Source organism: Pseudomonas grimontii (assembly GCF_007858185.1).
GTDB lineage: Bacteria > Pseudomonadota > Gammaproteobacteria > Pseudomonadales > Pseudomonadaceae > Aquipseudomonas > Aquipseudomonas grimontii.
In genome coordinates this window covers 169212-187462 of record NZ_VFES01000010.1, presented here as the reverse complement: position 1 = coordinate 187462, position 18251 = coordinate 169212, and the positions used below count along the sequence as shown (strand labels likewise).

Annotated in this window: 17 protein-coding genes; 5 read left to right on the top strand and 12 right to left on the bottom strand. The window is 61.2% G+C overall.

The genetic code is table 11. The features are described 5' to 3' along the window. The first annotated feature begins 10 nt into the window (after nt 1-10). Genes pqqC through pqqE form a run of 3 tightly spaced genes read left to right on the top strand, consistent with a single transcriptional unit; the run spans nt 11 to nt 2158 of the window. Nucleotides 11-763: a pyrroloquinoline-quinone synthase PqqC gene (pqqC, locus tag FIV39_RS17295; RefSeq protein ID WP_090401791.1), complete on the top strand. Its 753-nt coding sequence runs from the start codon at nt 11-13 to the stop codon at nt 761-763. Further along, nucleotides 760-1035, top strand: a complete 276-nt coding sequence (pqqD, locus tag FIV39_RS17290; RefSeq protein WP_090401790.1) for a pyrroloquinoline quinone biosynthesis peptide chaperone PqqD — start codon at nt 760-762, stop codon at nt 1033-1035. The genes pqqC and pqqD overlap by 4 nt, the downstream gene beginning before the upstream one ends. Then, the gene (gene pqqE, locus FIV39_RS17285) at nt 1028-2158 is read left to right on the top strand and encodes a pyrroloquinoline quinone biosynthesis protein PqqE (protein WP_090401789.1); all 1131 of its coding nucleotides are present in this window, start codon (nt 1028-1030) and stop codon (nt 2156-2158) included. Before pqqD ends, pqqE begins: the two co-directional genes overlap by 8 nt. 5 nt (nt 2159-2163) lie before the next feature. On the opposite strand, the gene FIV39_RS17280 is transcribed toward pqqE, so the two are convergent. Next, entirely contained in the window at nt 2164-2322 is a 159-nt protein-coding gene (locus FIV39_RS17280; protein ID WP_010207008.1) for a YqaE/Pmp3 family membrane protein, read from the bottom strand. A 181-nt stretch (nt 2323-2503) separates the two neighbouring features. Beyond that, a complete protein-coding gene (locus FIV39_RS17275; protein WP_090401788.1) occupies nt 2504-3772 on the bottom strand; it encodes an aspartate aminotransferase family protein in 1269 nt (422 codons plus the stop codon). 209 nt (nt 3773-3981) lie between these two features. On the opposite strand from FIV39_RS17275, the gene FIV39_RS17270 reads away from it, so the two are divergent. Then, on the top strand, nt 3982-4881 hold the full coding sequence (locus FIV39_RS17270) for a LysR family transcriptional regulator (RefSeq protein WP_090401787.1): 900 nt from the start codon (nt 3982-3984) through the stop codon (nt 4879-4881). A gap of 240 nt (nt 4882-5121) precedes the next feature. Here the strand turns inward: FIV39_RS17270 and FIV39_RS17265 are convergent, their stop codons facing one another. The 10 genes from FIV39_RS17265 to bioB all read right to left on the bottom strand — a co-directional run bounded on the left by FIV39_RS17265 (nt 5122) and on the right by bioB (nt 17404). Then, the gene (locus FIV39_RS17265; RefSeq protein WP_090401786.1) at nt 5122-6900 is read right to left on the bottom strand and encodes an acyl-CoA dehydrogenase C-terminal domain-containing protein; all 1779 of its coding nucleotides are present in this window, start codon (nt 6898-6900) and stop codon (nt 5122-5124) included. Nucleotides 6901-7022: 122 nt separating this feature from the next. Next, the gene (locus tag FIV39_RS17260) at nt 7023-8792 is read right to left on the bottom strand and encodes an acyl-CoA dehydrogenase C-terminal domain-containing protein (protein WP_090401785.1); all 1770 of its coding nucleotides are present in this window, start codon (nt 8790-8792) and stop codon (nt 7023-7025) included. 90 nt (nt 8793-8882) lie between these two features. Next, on the bottom strand, nt 8883-10172 hold the full coding sequence (locus FIV39_RS17255; RefSeq protein ID WP_090401784.1) for a GGDEF domain-containing protein: 1290 nt from the start codon (nt 10170-10172) through the stop codon (nt 8883-8885). Nucleotides 10173-10375: 203 nt separating this feature from the next. Next, nucleotides 10376-12181: a phenylacyl-CoA dehydrogenase gene (locus FIV39_RS17250; RefSeq protein WP_090401783.1), complete on the bottom strand. Its 1806-nt coding sequence runs from the start codon at nt 12179-12181 to the stop codon at nt 10376-10378. A gap of 251 nt (nt 12182-12432) precedes the next feature. After that, on the bottom strand, nt 12433-12714 hold the full coding sequence (locus FIV39_RS17245) for a pyrroloquinoline quinone biosynthesis protein PqqE (RefSeq protein WP_065938217.1): 282 nt from the start codon (nt 12712-12714) through the stop codon (nt 12433-12435). A gap of 106 nt (nt 12715-12820) precedes the next feature. Continuing rightward, nucleotides 12821-13501, bottom strand: coding sequence for a dethiobiotin synthase (bioD, locus tag FIV39_RS17240; protein ID WP_090401782.1), 681 nt, complete (start codon nt 13499-13501; stop codon nt 12821-12823). Continuing rightward, a complete protein-coding gene (gene bioC / locus FIV39_RS17235) occupies nt 13498-14310 on the bottom strand; it encodes a malonyl-ACP O-methyltransferase BioC (protein WP_090401781.1) in 813 nt (270 codons plus the stop codon). Before bioC ends, bioD begins: the two co-directional genes overlap by 4 nt. Continuing rightward, the gene (locus FIV39_RS17230; protein WP_090401780.1) at nt 14303-15034 is read right to left on the bottom strand and encodes an alpha/beta fold hydrolase; all 732 of its coding nucleotides are present in this window, start codon (nt 15032-15034) and stop codon (nt 14303-14305) included. Before FIV39_RS17230 ends, bioC begins: the two co-directional genes overlap by 8 nt. Further along, nucleotides 15027-16208, bottom strand: coding sequence for an 8-amino-7-oxononanoate synthase (gene bioF, locus FIV39_RS17225; protein WP_090401779.1), 1182 nt, complete (start codon nt 16206-16208; stop codon nt 15027-15029). The genes FIV39_RS17230 and bioF overlap by 8 nt, the downstream gene beginning before the upstream one ends. A 140-nt stretch (nt 16209-16348) precedes the next feature. Next, complete coding sequence (bioB, locus tag FIV39_RS17220; protein ID WP_090401778.1) at nt 16349-17404, bottom strand: biotin synthase BioB; 1056 nt, start codon at nt 17402-17404, stop codon at nt 16349-16351. 92 nt (nt 17405-17496) lie between these two features. Here bioB and FIV39_RS17215 point away from each other — a divergent pair, with 92 nt between their 5' ends. Next, on the top strand, nt 17497-18234 hold the full coding sequence (locus FIV39_RS17215; RefSeq protein WP_090401777.1) for a ComF family protein: 738 nt from the start codon (nt 17497-17499) through the stop codon (nt 18232-18234). Nucleotides 18235-18251 lie beyond the last annotated feature (17 nt).

The window sequence follows — 18251 nt, the reverse complement described above, 5'->3', positions numbered from 1 at the left end:
AGCAGACGACATGACTGACGCACCGTTGACCACAACCGAATTCGAAGCAGCCTTGCGGGCCAAGGGCGCCTTCTACCATATCCATCACCCATACCATGTGGCGATGTATGAAGGCCGCGCAACCCGCGAGCAGATCCAGGGTTGGGTCGCCAACCGGTTCTACTATCAGGTGAACATCCCGCTGAAAGACGCCGCGATCCTGGCCAACTGCCCGGACCGTGAGATCCGTCGCGAGTGGATCCAGCGCCTGCTCGACCACGATGGCGCACCGGGTGAAGACGGCGGTATCGAAGCCTGGCTGCGTTTGGGCCAAGCGGTCGGCCTCGACCCGGACCAGTTGCGTTCCCAGGAACTGGTGCTGCCCGGCGTGCGCTTTGCGGTAGACGCCTACGTCAACTTTGCGCGCCGCGCCAGTTGGCAGGAAGCCGCCAGCAGCTCGCTCACCGAGCTGTTCGCGCCGCAGATCCACCAGTCGCGTCTCGACAGCTGGCCGCAGCATTACCCATGGATCGACCCCACTGGCTACGAGTACTTCCGCACCCGCCTGGGCCAGGCCCGGCGCGATGTGGAGCACGGCTTGGCAATCACCTTGCAGCACTACACCACCCGTGAAGGCCAGGAGCGCATGCTGGAAATTCTCCAGTTCAAACTCGACATCCTGTGGAGCATGCTGGATGCCATGAGCATGGCCTACGAACTGAAACGCCCGCCGTACCACAGCGTGACCGAGCAGCGGGTCTGGCACAAAGGGATCACCTTATGAGCTTCGATCGCAGCAGAAAACCGACCTGGCGCCAGGGCTACCGCTACCAGTACGAACCCGCGCAAAAAGGCCATGTGTTGCTCTACCCCGAAGGCATGATCAAGCTCAACGACAGCGCCGCGCTGATTGGTGGCTTGATTGACGGTGAGCGCGACGTGGCGGCGATCATTGCCGCGCTCGAAGCACAGTTCCCCGGCGTGCCTGAGTTGGGTGACGACATCGAGCAATTCATGGAGGTCGCCCGTGCTGAGCACTGGATCACCCTTGCCTGAAAAACCAGCCATCGGCCTGCCGCTGTGGTTGCTCGCCGAGCTGACCTACCGCTGCCCGTTGCAGTGCCCGTATTGCTCCAACCCGCTGGACTTTGCCGAGCAGGGCAAGGAGCTGAGCACCGAGCAGTGGATCAAGGTGTTTCGCGAGGCCCGTGAGATGGGCGCCGCGCAATTGGGGTTTTCCGGCGGTGAGCCGCTGGTGCGCCAGGACCTTGCCGAGTTGATCGCCGAGGCGCGCAAGCTGGGGTTCTACACCAACCTGATTACCTCGGGCATCGGCCTGACCGAACAGAAGATCAGCGACTTCAAGAAAGCTGGCCTGGACCATATCCAGATCAGCTTCCAGGCCAGCGACGAACAGGTGAACAACCTGCTGGCCGGTTCGAAAAAAGCCTTCGCGCAAAAGCTGGAAATGGCCCGTGCCGTGAAGGCGCACGGCTACCCAATGGTGCTGAACTTCGTCACCCATCGGCACAATATCGACAAGATCGACCGCATCATCGAACTGTGCATCGCGCTGGAGGCCGACTTTGTCGAGCTCGCCACGTGCCAGTTCTATGGCTGGGCGCAACTCAATCGCGTGGGGTTGTTGCCGACCCAGGAACAACTGGTGCGCGCTGAACGCATCACCAACGAGTACCGCGCCAAGCTCGAAGCCGAAGGCCACCCGTGCAAGCTGATTTTCGTGACACCGGATTACTACGAGGAGCGCCCGAAGGCCTGCATGAACGGGTGGGGCAGCATTTTTCTGACCGTGACGCCAGACGGCACCGCCCTGCCCTGTCACGGCGCCCGACAGATGCCGGTGCAGTTTCCCAATGTGCGCGACCACAGCATGCAGCACATCTGGTACGACTCGTTTGGCTTCAACCGCTTTCGCGGCTACGACTGGATGCCCGAGCCGTGTCGTTCATGCGATGAAAAAGAAAAGGACTTCGGCGGCTGCCGTTGCCAGGCCTTCATGCTCACCGGGGATGCAAGCAATGCCGACCCGGTGTGCAGCAAGTCCGAGCAGCACGGCATCATCCTCAAGGCGCGGGAAGAAGCCGAACATGCCACCCAGACCATCGAGCAACTGGCCTTTCGCAATGAGCGCAATTCACGGCTCATCGCAAAAGGCTGAGGCCATCAGCGTTTGGCGATGATGTACACGGCGTGAATGATGCCCGGGAAGTAACCGCACAAGGTCAGCAGAATATTCAGCCAGAACGCGCCAGCGAAACCCACTTGCAGGAACACACCCAGTGGCGGCAGCAGAATGGCGATGATGATACGAATGATGTCCATGGGTCAGCTCCAGAAAATCGGCTCGTGTGAGCCGTGTAGCTAATCGACCTTGGGCGTTCGTGAGGGTTCATTGGGATCTGGCACCGGGCCATCCTTTAATGATCAGACAAAAAAACGCCCCCAGCCGAAAAAATCAGGCTGGAGGCGCCGCGTATACCGCGAGACGGTTCAGGAATGTGGGTTAAACGGCGATGCCCTTGCGGCATTGCAACTGTGCAGTGCGCACGCGGGAGAAGGCGCGGGCCAGGCGCAGGAGCATTTCGTCGATGTTGCTTTTGCTCACCGTAAGCGCCGGAGTGAAGCGCAGGCAGTCAGGTTGCGGGGCGTTGAGGATCAGGCCTTCGTGCAGGGCGGCTTTTACCACTGCATCTGCAGAATCATCCGACAACGTCAGGCCCCACATCAGACCGTGGCCGCGCAATGGGCCCAGGTCGTAGCGGTAGGCCAGCCGGGCAAGGCCTTCGCTCAGGTAAAGACCGGATTCACGTACGTGTTCCAGGAAGCCGTGCTCCAGCACCGTATCGAGCACCGCCAGCCCGGCCGATGCCATCAGCGCGTTGCCATGATGGGTGCCTTCCAGCTCACCCACTTCGAAGCAACAGGCGCTGCCGCGCGCCAGCAGGGCTGCCAACGGCACGCCGCCGCCCAGGCCTTTGCCGAGGGTGACGATGTCGGCCCGTACGCCGTACTGCTGTTCGGCAAGCAAGGTGCCGCAACGGCCGAGGCCGGTTTGTACTTCGTCGAGGATCAGCAGGATCCCCAGTTCGCGGCACAGCCGTTCAACCCCCTTGAGGTAATGCTCCGTTGCGGGGATCACACCGGCCTCGCTCTGAACCGGCTCCAGCATGATGGCGACCGTCTGTGCATCGACCGCTGCATGCAGGGCCGGCAGGTCGTTGAAGGGCACATGGCTGAAGCCGGGCAATTGCGGTTCAAAGCGGTTTTCCAGTGCGCCCGCCGACGCCGCCAGTGCCGCGAAACTGCGCCCATGGCAACCATTGCTCGCGCTGATGATGCGGTAGGCCCCGCCGCGATGCAGTTGGCCCCACTTGCGCGCCAGCTTGATCGCCGCTTCGCAGGCCTCGGCGCCACTGTTGAGCAGGTAGGCCTGGTCGCTGCCGGTACGATGGCACAGGCGGTCGACAAGGTTGAGTTGAGCGCGGTTATGCAGGCCCATGCCCGGATTGATCAGGGCCTGCGTCTGGTCGGCGAGGGCTTTGATCAAGACCTGCGGGCTGTGGCCGAGGCTGTTGGCAGCGTTGCCCTGGCTGAAATCCAGGTAGGCACGGTCGTCGCTGTCCCACAGCCAGGAACCCTGGCCGCGTACGAACACCTGAGCTGGTCTCGCTACCGTGGGCATCAGCGCCTCACTGGACAGCGTATCGGGTGAAGCCTCCAGAACCAGGTCATCCAGGCTGGGCACGGGGCGACGCATATTGAATAGATTCACAGCTTGCCCCCGATGGCAACCGGGCCTTGGTGGGGTTTTCCTGCAATCGCTGTCTGCTCGTGTGTTGCCTTGCCTATGTAAACGCCATCAACATAAACGCTGTTCATTGCCCGATCCGGCCCTGTAAGCCCTGCGAATAGGCGCTAGACTAGGCGCCTCGGGGGCCAACGGCCATTTCGATTTTCCAGCTTTTTCGATAAGTAAACCTTATGGATTTTAAGCAACTGCGTTATTTCGTCGCGGTGTACGAAGAAGGCCATGTGGGCCGTGCCGCTGAACGCCTGTCGATCTCCCAGCCGGCGCTGTCACAACAGATCCGCCAGTTGGAGCAGAACCTCGATGTGAGCCTGTTTGAACGCAGCAGCAAACGCCTGCTGCCCACCCTGGCCGCCCATACGTTGTACAACCACGCCTTGCCGCTGATCGACGGCATGCAGCAAGCCGTCGAAGCCTTGCGTAACTTCAAGGGCCAGGCCATGCGCACCCTGGCCATCGGCGTACTGCAAACCGTGCACACCAGCCTGGTCCCGCAAATGTTGGAGCGCGTGCGCAAGGCCCAGCCGCACCTCGTGGTGCAGATCTACGAATTGACCGGGCTTGAGATTGAACGGCGGTTGCTTAACGGCTCGCTGGACATCGGCATCAGCTACCTGCCGCCACGCCAGCCGGGGCTGCACGGTGTGTTGCTGTATGAGGATGAGCTGAAGGTGGTTATCCCCGAAGATCATCCGCTGCGCGAATTCAAGAAAGTCTCGCTGAAACAGGCCGCCGAGTTGCCGATGTTGCTGTTGGGGGAGGAGTTTCAAGTCAGGCAGATCTGGCAAGGCCAGCTCGCAAACCTTGGGCGACGGCCTCAGGTTCAGGCGGAGCTCAATACCATGGTGGGGATTCTCGACAGCTTGCCTAACACCCAATTGGCAACGGTGCTGCCGGGGCGCTCTCAGGATGAGCACAACAGTCAAATGCTGCTGTGGAAACCCTTGAGCGAACCGAGGGTGCCGCTGAAAGTCGGGCTGGTCTGTCGCGATGTGCAGCGCCAACAGGCGACGGTGGCCCTGTTGCGCACGTTGCTGGAAGACGTGATGAATGCGCCGCCGGCCCTGGCCTGAAACTCAGGGACTGACTTTTTCGCAGGCAAAAGAAAACCCCGCCGAAGCGGGGCTTTGCAGACTGTTTCCCTGACATCCATTTCACTCCGCCATCCTGGCAGAATCCTACGTGTCCGTGTTGTTGCTTTGCGCTTCCTGCGCGACGTCCATGTGAAGTAGATTATCTGTGGATCCAATTTGGCGATAGAGGACGATTAGCAGTACGTCATGTAAGAGAATGCTTACACGCCCTCCAAGCCCTTAGAACAGTGCCTCATCCAGCAAAAACAGTGACTCGCTACCGGCTTTTACCGACGCACTCAGCGAGTGAATACGTGGCAACAGCCGCGCAAAGTAGAAGCGCGCGGTGCCTAGCTTGCTGGCGTAGAAGTCTTCCTCAGTCTCTTTGCCCAACGCGGCCTTGGCCATACGCGCCCACATGTAGGCGTAGGCCATGTATCCAAATGCATGCAAATACTCCACCGAGGCTGCGCCGATCTCGTTCGGGTTGGTCTTGGCGCGATCCAGGACCCAGGCGGTCAACTCGTCCAGGTTATCCACCGCCGTGCTCAGCGGTTGGGTGAACTCAGCCAGTTCGGGACCCGCCGAGGCGATGAACTGGCGGATCTCGTCGGCGAACAAGGTGTAGAACGCACCGCCGCTGCCGACGATCTTGCGCCCCATCAAGTCCAGTGCCTGAATGCCGTTGGTGCCTTCATAGATCTGGGTGATGCGTACATCACGCACCAGTTGCTCCTGGCCCCACTCACGAATGTAACCGTGGCCGCCAAACACTTGCTGGCCGAGCACGGTGGTTTCCAGGCCCAGGTCGGTGAGGAACGCCTTGGCGACCGGCGTCAACAATGCCACCAGGTTATCGGCACGCTCGCGGGCAGCGGCATCTTCACTGAACTTGGCGATGTCCAGCTGCGTCGCCACATAGGTGGAGAACGCGCGACCGCCTTCGTTCGCGGCTTTCATGGTCAGCAGCATACGGCGCACGTCGGGGTGGACAATGATCGGGTCGGCCACTTTGTCTTTGGCCTGGGCACCGGTCGGCGAACGGCTTTGCAGGCGATCGCGGGCATATTCAATAGCGTTCTGGTAGGAACGCTCGCCGGACGCCAGGCCCTGGATACCGACGCCAAGACGCTCGTAGTTCATCATGGTGAACATCGCCGCCAACCCACGGTTGGGCTCGCCCACCAGGTAGCCCACGGCTTCGTCGAAGTTCATTACGCAGGTGGCGGACGCCTGGATACCCATCTTGTGTTCGATGGAGCCACAGCTCACCGGGTTGCGCGCGCCCAGGCTGCCGTCGGCGTTAACCATGAACTTCGGCACCAGGAACAGCGAAATGCCCTTGGGACCGGCCGGTGCGTCCGGCAACTTGGCCAGCACCAAGTGAATGATGTTCTCGGTGAGGTCGTGTTCACCGCCAGTGATAAAGATCTTGGTCCCGCTGATCGTGTAGGAACCGTCTACATGCGGCTCGGCCTTGGTGCGGATAATCCCCAGGTCGGTACCAGCGTGCGCTTCCGTCAGGCACATGGAGCCGGCCCACTCACCGGAGTACATCTTCGGCAGATAGGTGGCCTTGAGCTCTTCGCTGGCGTGAGTGTTGATCGACACGCAGGCACCGGAGGTCAGCATCGGGTACAGGCCGAACGCCAGGCTCGACGAGTTGATCATCTCTTCAACCTGGGCCGATACCGACTTGGGCATGCCCATGCCGCCAAACACGGGATCACCGCCTACGCCGACCCAGCCACCTTCAGCGTAGGTTTTGTAGGCCTGTGGATAACCATCTGGAGTAAACACCGCCGTGTTATCCCAGCGGCAGCCCTGCTCATCGCCACCGCGACTGAGCGGGGCGATGGATTTGGCGGTGACCTTGCCGGCTTCTTCGAGGATGGCCTCTACGGTTTCGGCGTCAACGGTGTCTGCCAATGCCGGCAATTGGGCCCAAGTGGTGGCGACCTCAAAGACTTCGTTGAGGACGAAGCGCATATCACGCAGCGGCGCTTTGTAATCAGCCATGGCAAACCTCGTAAGAACGTGAAAAGTGATTCGATGGGATCGGTTTTACAGGCTCCGAGTGTACCCGAACAACTTTTCAGACACATAGGGTCCACTTGTGACCGACTGGTATTTTTAAGTCATCACAGCGCAAACGACTCCGCGGGCAGACTCATCAGGCATTCGCTGCCCGCTTCCACGGCGGCGCGATGGGTTGCGGTACGTGGCAGCAGGCGCTTGAAGTAGAAGTCGCAGGTCGCCAGCTTGGCCTTGGCAAACTCAGTGTCATCGTGCGCCAGCGCTGCAATAGCCATCCGCAGCCACAGATAGGCGAGGATGATGTAACCGCTGTACATCAAGTAATCCACAGCCGCTGCGCCCACCTCATCAGGGTTTTTCATCGCGGCCATACCGACCCGGGTGGTCAGCTCGCCCCATTCCTGATTCAGTTGATTGAGCTGCGCCACATAGCCCTTGAGCTGTGCATGTTCGGCATTTGCCGCGCAAAACTTATGCACAATTTTGGTAAAGCCGCGCAACAGCTTGCCCTGGCTGCCCAGCACCTTGCGGCCCAGCAGGTCGAGGGCCTGGATGCCATTGGTGCCTTCATAGATCGGCGCAATCCGCGCATCGCGCGCCAGTTGCTCCATGCCCCACTCACGAATGTAGCCATGCCCGCCGAATATCTGCATGCCGTGGTTGGTCACCTCCAGCCCGGTGTCGGTCATAAAGGCTTTGCAGATGGGAGTGAGGAACGCCAACAGGTCTTCGGCCTCCTGGCGCTGGCCGGCGTCGCTGCTCAGGTGCGCGGTGTCGAGCAACTGCGCAGTGAAATAGGTCAGTGCGCGGTTGCCTTCGTTGAAGGCTTTCATGGTCAGCAGCATACGGCGCACATCGGGATGCACGATGATCGGGTCAGCGGCTTTCTCCGGCGCTTTGGCGCCGGTCAGCGCGCGCATTTGCAGGCGATCGTTGGCGTATTTGATCGCGCCCTGGAAGCTCGCCTCGCCATTGCACAGGCCCTGCATGCCGGTGCCCAGACGGGCGTGGTTCATCATGGTGAACATGCAGTTGAGGCCTTTGTTCGCTTCGCCAATCAAAAAGCCCTTGGCGCCGTCGAAGTTGAGTACGCAGGTGGCCGAGGCCTTGATGCCCATCTTGTGCTCGATAGAGCCGCAGTGCACCGCGTTGCGCTCAGCCGAATCCGCATGGAACTTGGGCACGATAAACAACGAGATACCCTTGGTGCCCGCCGGCGCATCCGGCAGCTTGGCCAGCACCAGGTGGATGATATTGGCGCTCATGTCGTGCTCACCGGCCGAGATGAAGATCTTGCTCCCGGTGATCGCATAGCTGCCATCCGCCTGGGGCACGGCGCGGGTCTTGATCAGGCCCAGGTCAGTGCCGCAATGGGCTTCGGTCAGGCACATGGTGCCGGTCCATTCGCCTGCGGTGAGTTTGCTCAGGAACGTGGCCTTCTGCTCTTCGGTGCCGTGGGCGTGAATCGCCGACATCGCCCCGTGGGTCAGGCCCGGATACATGCCCCACGAGGTGTTGCTGGAGCCGATCATCTCGCTGAGCACCAGGCCCAACGATTGCGGCAGGCCCTGGCCACCGTAGGCCGGGTCCGCCGCCACGCCGTGCCAACCACCTTCGACGTACTGGGCGAAGGCTTCCTTGAAACCCTTGGGTGTGGTCACCACGCCATTGTCGAAATGGCAGCCCTCTTCATCACCACTGCGGTTGAGTGGCGAAAGCACGTTCTCGCAGAATTTCGCGCCTTCTTCGAGGATTGCATTGACCATGTCCGGGCTGGCGTCCGTGGCGCCCAGGGCAGCGTAGTGGCCGTGGAAATCAAACACGTTGTCGATCAGAAAGCGCATGTCGCGCAGGGGAGCTTTGTACTCAGGCATGGCGATGTCTCCGGCAGCAGATTCTTTTAACCTACTGCCGGCCAGTGCCCCGGACAATCATTGTAGAACCGCTGAATACACCGCCATCACTCAACCGGCAGCGCCCTGCATACGCACCGCGCCACGGCGGGTTTGTCCGGACGCGATCACACAGTTACGCCCCGCGCCCTTGGCGGCGTACAGCGCCTGGTCGGCGGACTTGAGCACTTCTTCAGGCGTGCGCTGGTCGATCTGGCGTTCGGCCACGCCGATGCTGACCGTCACCGACACACTCGACGCGCCGCTGCCCGCCCGGCGTTGACGGCCTTGTTGATCATCCTGGGGCCGGTCCGAGTTGCGCAGCTTGATGTCGTAGTTGGCGACGATCTCGCGGATTTCCTCCAGGTGCGGCATGCACTCATCCAGGGTCTTGCCGGCAAACACCACGGCGAATTCTTCACCGCCGTAGCGATAGGCACGCCCACCACCATTGACCTTGGACAGCTTGCTCGCCACCAGGCGCAGCACCTGGTCGCCCACATCGTGACCATGGGTGTCATTGAAGCGCTTGAAGTGATCGACGTCGGTCATCGCCAGCACATAGTTGCGCCCCAGCCGCTGCATGCGTTCATTCAGGGCACGGCGCCCCGGCAGGCCGGTCAGTTCGTCGCGGAACGCCATTTGATAGGCCTCGTGAGCCACGCCGGCGGCGATCATCAGCATGACCTGGCTGCACATGATATTCAGCGTAAACGGCAGGATGAAGGTCTGCGGCAACATCCAGAACAACCCCAGCAAGCCCACCAGTTGCGCGGCATGCAGCGGGCGCGGCTGGTACCAGTATTGCGCCGCCAGGGCGAGGAAGCCGACCAGGAACATCGGGTACGACAGCTGGATCAGGCTCATCCAGGTCCCATGCAGGGCGGGCCAGCGGATCTCCGCCAGCCAGTTCAGGAGTGCCTGGGGATAACTTTGCTCCAGCGCCAGCGCCACGCTGCCGATTGCCAGCAGCACCGCACAACGGGCGACGAAGTCGCGGAACAGGTGGGTCTTCTCCTGCCACAGCGCGTAGACGCTGAACAGCAGCGGCAATAACAGGCAACACAGGTGAAACACCACGGCCGCGTCTTCGCGCACGCGGCCATTGTCGCGGTAGAAGTCAGTCTGGGTATCGAGCAGGAAATAGGCGATGTACACCGTGATCATCAGGAACAATTCACGCTGACGGCGATACACCGCGCAGTACGAACCGCCCAGCAACAGCACCAGGGTCGGCAATACATTGAACAGTGAAGTGAAGAAGACGCTGAGGTCCTTGACGTACGCAGCCGAGAGCCCGGCCAGTAACAGCAGCAACGAAGGGAGAAAGTGACTGAAACGTAAAGCAGACACGCGTGACAAGGGTAAACTCCGACCCGCAAAAAAGTAATGGCACTGTGCCTTGATGCGGACAGTTAAGCACAACCTGCCCGTCGTGTATCACATCGCCATCACTGTAACGGCAGCCGGAGGCAATCCCTGAGCGCTGTACTGTGTTTTTTATCCCCCAATAAAAAACCGCCGCTCCCAAGGGAAGCGACGGTTTCAGATGAACCCGGTAAGGCTTAGTAAGCCAGGCCGAAGTCTTCTTCTTTCATGTCCATCAGGTTGTTGGCGCCCGACAGCATGGTCACCACGTGAGTGCGGGTACGCGGCAGGATGCGCTGGAAGTAGAACCGCGCGGTTTGCAACTTGGCGGTATAGAACGCTTCTTCGCTGGTACCGGCAGCCAGTTTTTCGGCCGCCAGGCGTGCCATGTCGGCCCAGAAGTAAGCCAGGCACGCGTAACCGGAATACATCAGGTAATCCACCGAGGCGGCGCCCACTTCTTCACGGTCTTTCATCGCGGCCATGCCGACCTTCATGGTCAAATCGCCCCACTCCTTGTTCAGCGCAGCCAGCGGCGTCACGAACTCTTTGACCGCTTCGTTGCCTTCGTTAGCCTGGCAGAACTTGTGCACGATCTTGGTGAAGCCCTTGAGCGCTTCGCCCTGGGTCATCAGCACTTTACGGCCGAGCAGGTCCAGCGCCTGGATACCGGTGGTGCCTTCGTACAGCATGGAGATACGGCTGTCGCGAACGTTCTGCTCCATGCCCCACTCGGCGATGAAGCCGTGGCCGCCATAGATCTGCACGCCGTGGTTGGCGGATTCAAAACCGACTTCGGTCATGAACGCCTTGGCAATCGGGGTCATGAATGCCAGCAGGCCGTCGGCCTGTTTCTTGGCCTCGTCGTCGGTGCCGTACTTGACGATGTCCACTTGCTTGGCGGTGAAGTACACCATCGCACGGTTACCTTCGGCGAAGGCTTTCATGGTCAGCAGCATGCGGCGCACGTCGGGGTGCACGATGATCGGGTCAGCGGCCTTTTCCGGCGCTTTAGGGCCAGTCAGGGAGCGCATCTGCAGGCGATCGCGGGCATATTTCAGGCCGCCCTGGAAGCCGATCTCGGCGTGGGCCAAGCCTTGCAGCGCGGTGCCCAGGCGAGCGGTGTTCATAAAGGTGAACATGCAGTTCAGGCCTTTGTTCGCCGGGCCGATCAGGAAACCGGTGGCCGCGTCGAAGTTCATCACGCACGTGGCGTTGCCGTGGATACCCATCTTGTGTTCCAGGGAACCACAGCTCACTGCGTTACGCGCACCGATCGAACCATCGGCGTCAGGCAGGAATTTCGGCACGATGAACAGCGAGATGCCTTTGGTACCGGCCGGCGCGTCCGGCAGGCGGGCCAGCACGATGTGGACGATGTTGTCGGCCATGTCGTGTTCACCGGCCGAGATGAAGATCTTGGTGCCGGAAACTTTGTAGGAACCGTCAGCCTGAGGCTCGGCTTTGGTGCGCAGCATGCCCAGGTCGGTACCGCAGTGTGGCTCGGTCAGGCACATGGTGCCGGTCCATTCGCCCGATACCAGCTTGGTCAGGTAAGCCTCTTGCTGCTCGGGGGTACCGTGCTCGGAAATGGTGTTCATCGCACCATGGGACAGGCCAGGGTACATGCCCCACGACCAGTTGGCTTCGCCGACCATTTCGCTCACGGCCAGGCCCAGGGATTCCGGCAGGCCTTGGCCACCGTGCTCCACGTCGTGGGCCAGGCTTGGCCAGCCACCTTCGACGAATTGTTTGTAGGCTTCTTTGAAACCAGCAGGGGTTTTAACGCCAGACTCACTCCAGGTGCACCCTTCGATGTCACCCACGCGGTTCAACGGTGCCAGCACTTGCTCACAAAACTTGGCGCCTTCTTCGAGAATGGCGTCAACCATGTCCGGGGTAGCGTCCTGGCAAGCCGGCAGGCTCTGATAGTGCGCTTCATAGCCGAGCAGTTCGTCACGAACGAAGCGAATATCACGCAAGGGGGCCTTGTAGTCAGGCATAGCGATAAACCTCTGCTGATGTATCTGGAATGAACAACCGCGTGGATTTGTTATGGCGGTCAAACAGGTGTTTGAAACATACGTTTACGACCTGGGGATGTCAAGCGTCGTCCAGACACCGTTTGTCATGACGCGGGTCAATGGCAGGCATAGGGAGGCCTGCGGCGTCACGCCACAAGGTGTTCAGAAGAAAATGAAGGATTACGCAGGGCGACCAGCCTCAGGAAGAAGCCGGTCATACGAAAGAGGGATTAAGCGAAGGTGTCGATCAGGGTACCGAGCATTTCATCCGAAGCCTTGGCGACTTTGGCGCCCAACTCCACTTGAAACTTGCCTTGGGCCATTTCGACCATATTGCTCGCCGAGTTCGTCGGCTGGGCGCGGTCATTTGCCTGCAACCGGTCGCTCTGTGCGTCCGACGGCTGGGTGGTCGCGGCGCTGGCAATTCTGCCGGCGGCCTGGTCGACACGGCTCTGCCCGGCCTGAATAGTGCTCAGCCCCGAGTAAAACGCGCTGCTGCCAGAGATTTCCATGGCTTTAACCTGCCTTTAGAGAATCGTGAAGTTGAATTGAAGCAGACATCCTGGCAAAAAGCCCGTCAAAAACACTAATGGCATAATGCCTTGTCGATAGCCAGAATCAGTCAAGCAGGTCCAGTTGCAGGTGCTCAGCCACTGCTTCGGCGCTGGCGTGCTTGAGCTTGGGCACTCGGCCCAGGCACGGCGCGGGCAAGCGTTCGGCCAGGGTCGCGAGGTTTTCTTCCAGACGAGAGGTCTTGGGGTCGATGATATTCGCCACCCAACCGGCCAAGGACAAACCGTCCCGTGCGATGGCTTCGGCGGTGAGCAAGGCATGGCTGATGCAACCCAGGCGCACGCCCACCACCAGGATCACCGGCAACTGCAGCGCCATGGCCAGGTCCGACAGGTTGTCCTGATCGGCCAGCGGCACGCGCCAACCGCCCGCGCCTTCGATGAGGGTGAAATCCGCTTGTCGCGCCAGGATCTGCTGCATGGGTTTCAACAACGATTGCACCGTCAGCGCAACGCCTGCCTCCCGCGCGGCCAGATGGGGGGCGATGGCGGGTTCGAACGCCACCGGGTTGACCTCGGCATAACTCAACGGCAATGAACACTCGGCCAACAACGCCAGGGCATCGGCGTTGCGCAAGCCCTTGGGCGTAACTGCGCAACCGGAAGCCACGGGTTTTCCAGCCGCGGTGCTTTTGCCGGTTTGGCGCGCGGCGTGCAACAGGCCTGCGGCGATGGTGGTCTTGCCGACATCCGTATCGGTGCCGGTGATGAAATAAGCGGCGCTCATAGGGGCTTCTCCAGGACGGCGTACACCACTTGATAAGTAGCCGGCAGTCCCTCGGCCTGACGGAACTGCTCGTAGGCGTCTACCAGTGCAACAATCCGCGCACGGCCCGTCAACCCTCCCGGGCGGCCCGGATTGAGATTGTGCGCCCCCAGCGCCTTGAGTTCATGGGTCAGGCTGCGCACATCCGGGTAATGCAGCACATGGGGACGCCGCTCCAGGCTGAGCACGCGCAAACCACTGGCCGCGCACAACTGCTGGTACGCCTCAAAGGTGCGGAAGCGATTGACGTGCACCAGGCCATCCGCCGCCCGCCAGCTTTCGCGCAGCTCATCGAGCGTGCCGACGCACAAACTGGCGAACGCCAGCACGCCACCCGGTTGCAGCACGCGATAGGCCTCGCTGAGCACCGCATCGAAGTTCGCACACCACTGTACCGCGAGGCTGGAGAAGAGCAGCTCGAAGCTCTCAGTTTTTAGCGGCAAGCGTTCTGCATCACCCGCGACAAAATGATGCGCGCCACCCAAAGGCTGCGCATGGTTAAGCATGCCTTCGGCAATATCCAGCGCCACACCTTGGCTGGCGGGCAACAACTCACCCAGCACACGGCTGAAATAACCCGTGCCGCAGCCCATATCCAGCCAACGCCGCGGCGTACACGCTGATGGCAGATGGGCCAGCAGCTCATGCCCCACCGCTCGCTGCAACTCGGCGACGCTGTCGTAACTGGCTGCCGCACGGGAAAACGACGCCGCCACCTGGCGCTTGTCCGGCAAGGCGCCCGGCAGGGAGGGATGGGATAAATCAGTCATCGACGCACTCATGCAAAAAAGCCTGGATGGCCCCCGCTACGCCATGGGGATCTTCCAGAAGAAAAGCGTGACCAGCCTGTTCAATCAGGCCGATTTCCACATCGGGGAGCAACACCAGCAGGTCGCTGGCGGCTTCCGCGGGCACCAATCCATCCATGCCCGCGAACAGGTGCAACTGTGGGCCGCGATAGGCCAGCAAGGCGTCGCGGGTGTCCAGTTGGGCCAGCAATTCCAGACCGGGCATCAACACGCTGGACGCTGAATTCGGCGCGCCACTGACCAGCAGGCGCGACAGCCCGCGCGGGTCTTCGGCGCCTTTGGCGCACAACAAGCCGAAGCGCTTGAGGGTGACTTGGGAGTCGGCGTGACAGCCGGCCAGGAACGCATCGAAGGTCTCGGCGGGCATCGCATGGGGCCAGCCGTCGTGGGCGACGAAACACGGGTTGCTCGCCAGGGTCAGCAAGCCGCAGCAACGCTCGCCGCGCCGCGCCGCCAGTTCGGAGGCGAGCATGCCGCCGAGGGACCAGCCGCCCAGCCAGGCGTTGTCAGGCAGGGTGGCGTCGAGTTCATCGAGCCATTCATCAAGGTCGCTGGAATCGAGCGCCGGCAACGGCTCGATCTGCACCTGCAGGTGTTCGTCCAGGCCACGCAAGGCGGCAGCCAAAGGCTCCAGCGGCGATACGCCGAGGCCCCAGCCGGGCAGCAAGATCAGTCGATCACGCATGGTCGGGCTCCGTGGCACCAGACAAGCGGAAACACTCTTCCAATGCGTTTAACAATAGCTGCACCTGCGCCTCGCTGTGGGCTGCGGTCAAGGTCACGCGCAAACGCGCGCTGCCGGCGGGTACGGTGGGCGGGCGGATCGCCGTGACCATCAGGCCGCGTTCACGCAGCATCTGCGACAGGCGCATGGCTTTGGCACTGTCACCGATCAGGATCGGCTGGATCGGTGTAAAGCTGTCCATCAAGTCCAGGCCAAGCTGCTCGGCGCCCTGGCGAAACTGACGAATCAGACGGTTGAGGTGCTCGCGCCGCCAATGTTCGGTGCGTAGCAGCTCCAGGCTTTTCAGGGTGGCGCAGGCCAGCGCCGGCGGTTGGCTGGTGGTGTAGATATACGGCCGGGCGAACTGGATCAGGCTTTCGACCAAATCCTCACTGCCTGCCACAAATGCCCCAGCCGTGCCGAACGCCTTACCCAGGGTGCCGACCAGGACCGGCACGTCGTCCTGGCTCAAGCCGAAATGCTCGACGATCCCGCCGCCATTAGCACCGAGCGGACCAAAGCCATGGGCATCATCCACCATCAACCAGGCGCCTTTGGCCCTGGCTTCACGGGCCAACGCCGGCAGGTCGGCCAGGTCGCCGTCCATGCTGAACACACCATCGGTGACCACCAGCGTATTGCCAGTGGCTTTCTCCAGGCGCTTGGCCAGGCTGGTGGCGTCGTTGTGCAGGTAGCGATTGAAGCGCGCACCGGACAGCAAACCGGCATCCAGCAGCGAGGCATGGTTGAGACGGTCTTCCAGCACCGTATCGCCCTGCCCCACCAACGCCGTGACCGCACCGAGGTTGGCCATGTAACCGGTAGTAAACAACAATGCCCGCGGGCGGCCGGTGAGGTCGGCGAGCGCTTCTTCCAGCTCATGGTGCGGCGTGGCATGGCCCACCACCAAGTGCGAAGCACCACCGCCCACGCCCCAACGGGCCGCCCCGGCGCGCCAGGCCTCGATCACTTGCGGGTGATTGGCCAGACCCAGGTAATCGTTGTTGCAGAACGCCAGGAGCGGTTGGCCGTCGACCACCACTTCCGGGCCTTGAGGGCTCTGGAGCAGCGGGCGTTGACGGTAAAGGTGTTCGGCACGGCGGGCAGCGAGGCGCGCGGAGAGATCAAAAGACATGCAGGCCTCGGTTTAATAGGTTCACTCAGTCAAATGTGGGAGGGGCCTGCCCCCGATTACGGTGGATCAGTCGGTAGATGTACTGACTGGACCGCCCTCATCGGGGGCAAGCCCCCTCCCACATTCGGAACTCATTTCAATCAAACAGCAGCGTTGTAGAACTGCTCGCTGCTCTTCTGCTCCACCAAGGCCTGCTCGATCGCCGCCTGGTGCACTTCATCCGCGTGCTCTTCACGGGCTTCCGGCAGGATGCCCAGGCGCGAGAACAGTTGCATGTCCTTGTCGGCCTGCGGGTTGGCGGTGGTCAGCAGTTTGTCACCGTAGAAGATCGAGTTGGCACCGGCAAAAAACGCCAGGGCCTGCATCTGCTCGTTCATCGCTTCGCGACCCGCCGACAGGCGCACATGGGATTGCGGCATCAGAATGCGCGCCACGGCCAGCATGCGGATGAAGTCGAACGGGTCGATGTCCTCGGCGTTTTCCAGCGGTGTACCGGCGACTTTCACCAGCATGTTGATCGGCACCGACTCCGGATGCTCCGGCAGGTTGGCCAACTGGATCAGCAGGTTGGCGCGGTCATCGAGGGACTCGCCCATGCCAAGGATGCCGCCGGAGCAGATCTTCATCCCCGAATCACGCACATAGGCCAGGGTTTGCAGGCGCTCGCTGTAGGTGCGGGTGGTGATGATCGAGCCGTAGAACTCCGGCGATGTATCGAGGTTGTGGTTGTAGTAATCGAGGCCGGCCTGGGCCAGGGCTTCGGTCTGGTCCTGGTCGAGACGGCCGAGGGTCATGCAGGTTTCCAGGCCCATGGCCTTTACGCCTTTGACCATCTGCAGCACGTAGGGCATGTCTTTGGCCGACGGGTGTTTCCAGGCGGCGCCCATGCAGAAACGGGTCGAACCGATGGCCTTGGCGCGGGCGGCCTCTTCGAGGACCTTCTGCACTTCCATCAGCTTTTCTTTTTCCAGGCCAGTGTTGTAGTGGCCCGACTGCGGACAATATTTGCAATCTTCCGGGCAGGCGCCGGTCTTGATCGACAGCAGGGTCGACACCTGTACACGGTTGGCATCGAAGTGCGCGCGGTGCACGGTCTGCGCCTGGAACAACAGGTCATTGAACGGCTGCACGAACAGCGCTTTGACTTCGGCTAGGGACCAATCGTGACGCAAGGTGGCGGTGGTGCTGGCGCTCATGGGCGATTCCTTGATTATGCTTTGGCAAGCGCTGCGGAAAGGGCAATACCCACAGGCGCGACACGGATGCTCGGCATATTTAAGGAAGATTCATGCACTGTCAACCAAGATACAAACACGAAGTTTACATCTGGTTAAAAAACATACAGAAGTGTTTAATCTGCGACGAGACGACTGAAACAGCCGACTGCGTCTGCAACGTCTGCGAAACCGAGCTGCCCTGGCTGATGGAGCATTGCGAAGTCTGCGCCTTGCCTTTGCCGATGGACGGTTTGGTCTGCGGCCAATGCTTGAAACAACCACCCGCCTTTAAACAAGTGATCGCCCCCTGGACCTACAGCTTTCCCGTGGACACCCTGATCAGTCGCTTCAAGCACCAGGCACGCTGGCCCCTCGGGCATATGCTGGGACGCTTGCTGGGGCAGCACTTGCAACATCGCTTCGACAACAACGAACTCACCCGCCCGGACATTCTGCTGCCGGTGCCCATGGCCCGCAGGCGCCTGCGTGAACGGGGCTATAACCAGGCGCTGATGCTGGCGCGCTGGCTCAGCGCCAACCTGAACCTTCCCTACGATGAACACCTGTTGCTACGCCCTCATGAAACCGTCGCGCAACAAGACCTCGACGCCAGGACGCGCAAACGCAACCTGCTCAACGCCTTCGCCCTGGCCCCTGACGCCCAGGTGCAAGGCCGCCACCTTGCGCTGGTGGACGACGTGCTCACCACCGGCGCCACCGCCCACAGCCTGGCGCGGTTATTGATCAACGCCGGGGCGCAACAGGTGGACGTGTACTGCCTGGCCCGCACGCCTAAGCCTGGCACTTGACTCTCATGCCTCGCGGC

Coding starts and splice junctions, on each gene's coding strand:
- pqqC (WP_090401791.1), top strand. CDS start 11: ATGACTGACGCACCGTTGACCACAACCGAATTCGAAGCAGCCTTGCGG.
- pqqD (WP_090401790.1), top strand. CDS start 760: ATGAGCTTCGATCGCAGCAGAAAACCGACCTGGCGCCAGGGCTACCGC.
- FIV39_RS17280 (WP_010207008.1), bottom strand. CDS start 2,322: ATGGACATCATTCGTATCATCATCGCCATTCTGCTGCCGCCACTGGGT.
- FIV39_RS17270 (WP_090401787.1), top strand. CDS start 3,982: ATGGATTTTAAGCAACTGCGTTATTTCGTCGCGGTGTACGAAGAAGGC.
- FIV39_RS17265 (WP_090401786.1), bottom strand. CDS start 6,900: ATGGCTGATTACAAAGCGCCGCTGCGTGATATGCGCTTCGTCCTCAAC.
- FIV39_RS17260 (WP_090401785.1), bottom strand. CDS start 8,792: ATGCCTGAGTACAAAGCTCCCCTGCGCGACATGCGCTTTCTGATCGAC.
- FIV39_RS17250 (WP_090401783.1), bottom strand. CDS start 12,181: ATGCCTGACTACAAGGCCCCCTTGCGTGATATTCGCTTCGTTCGTGAC.
- FIV39_RS17245 (WP_065938217.1), bottom strand. CDS start 12,714: ATGGAAATCTCTGGCAGCAGCGCGTTTTACTCGGGGCTGAGCACTATT.
- bioD (WP_090401782.1), bottom strand. CDS start 13,501: ATGAGCGCCGCTTATTTCATCACCGGCACCGATACGGATGTCGGCAAG.
- bioC (WP_090401781.1), bottom strand. CDS start 14,310: ATGACTGATTTATCCCATCCCTCCCTGCCGGGCGCCTTGCCGGACAAG.
- FIV39_RS17230 (WP_090401780.1), bottom strand. CDS start 15,034: ATGCGTGATCGACTGATCTTGCTGCCCGGCTGGGGCCTCGGCGTATCG.
- bioF (WP_090401779.1), bottom strand. CDS start 16,208: ATGTCTTTTGATCTCTCCGCGCGCCTCGCTGCCCGCCGTGCCGAACAC.
- bioB (WP_090401778.1), bottom strand. CDS start 17,404: ATGAGCGCCAGCACCACCGCCACCTTGCGTCACGATTGGTCCCTAGCC.
- FIV39_RS17215 (WP_090401777.1), top strand. CDS start 17,497: ATGCACTGTCAACCAAGATACAAACACGAAGTTTACATCTGGTTAAAA.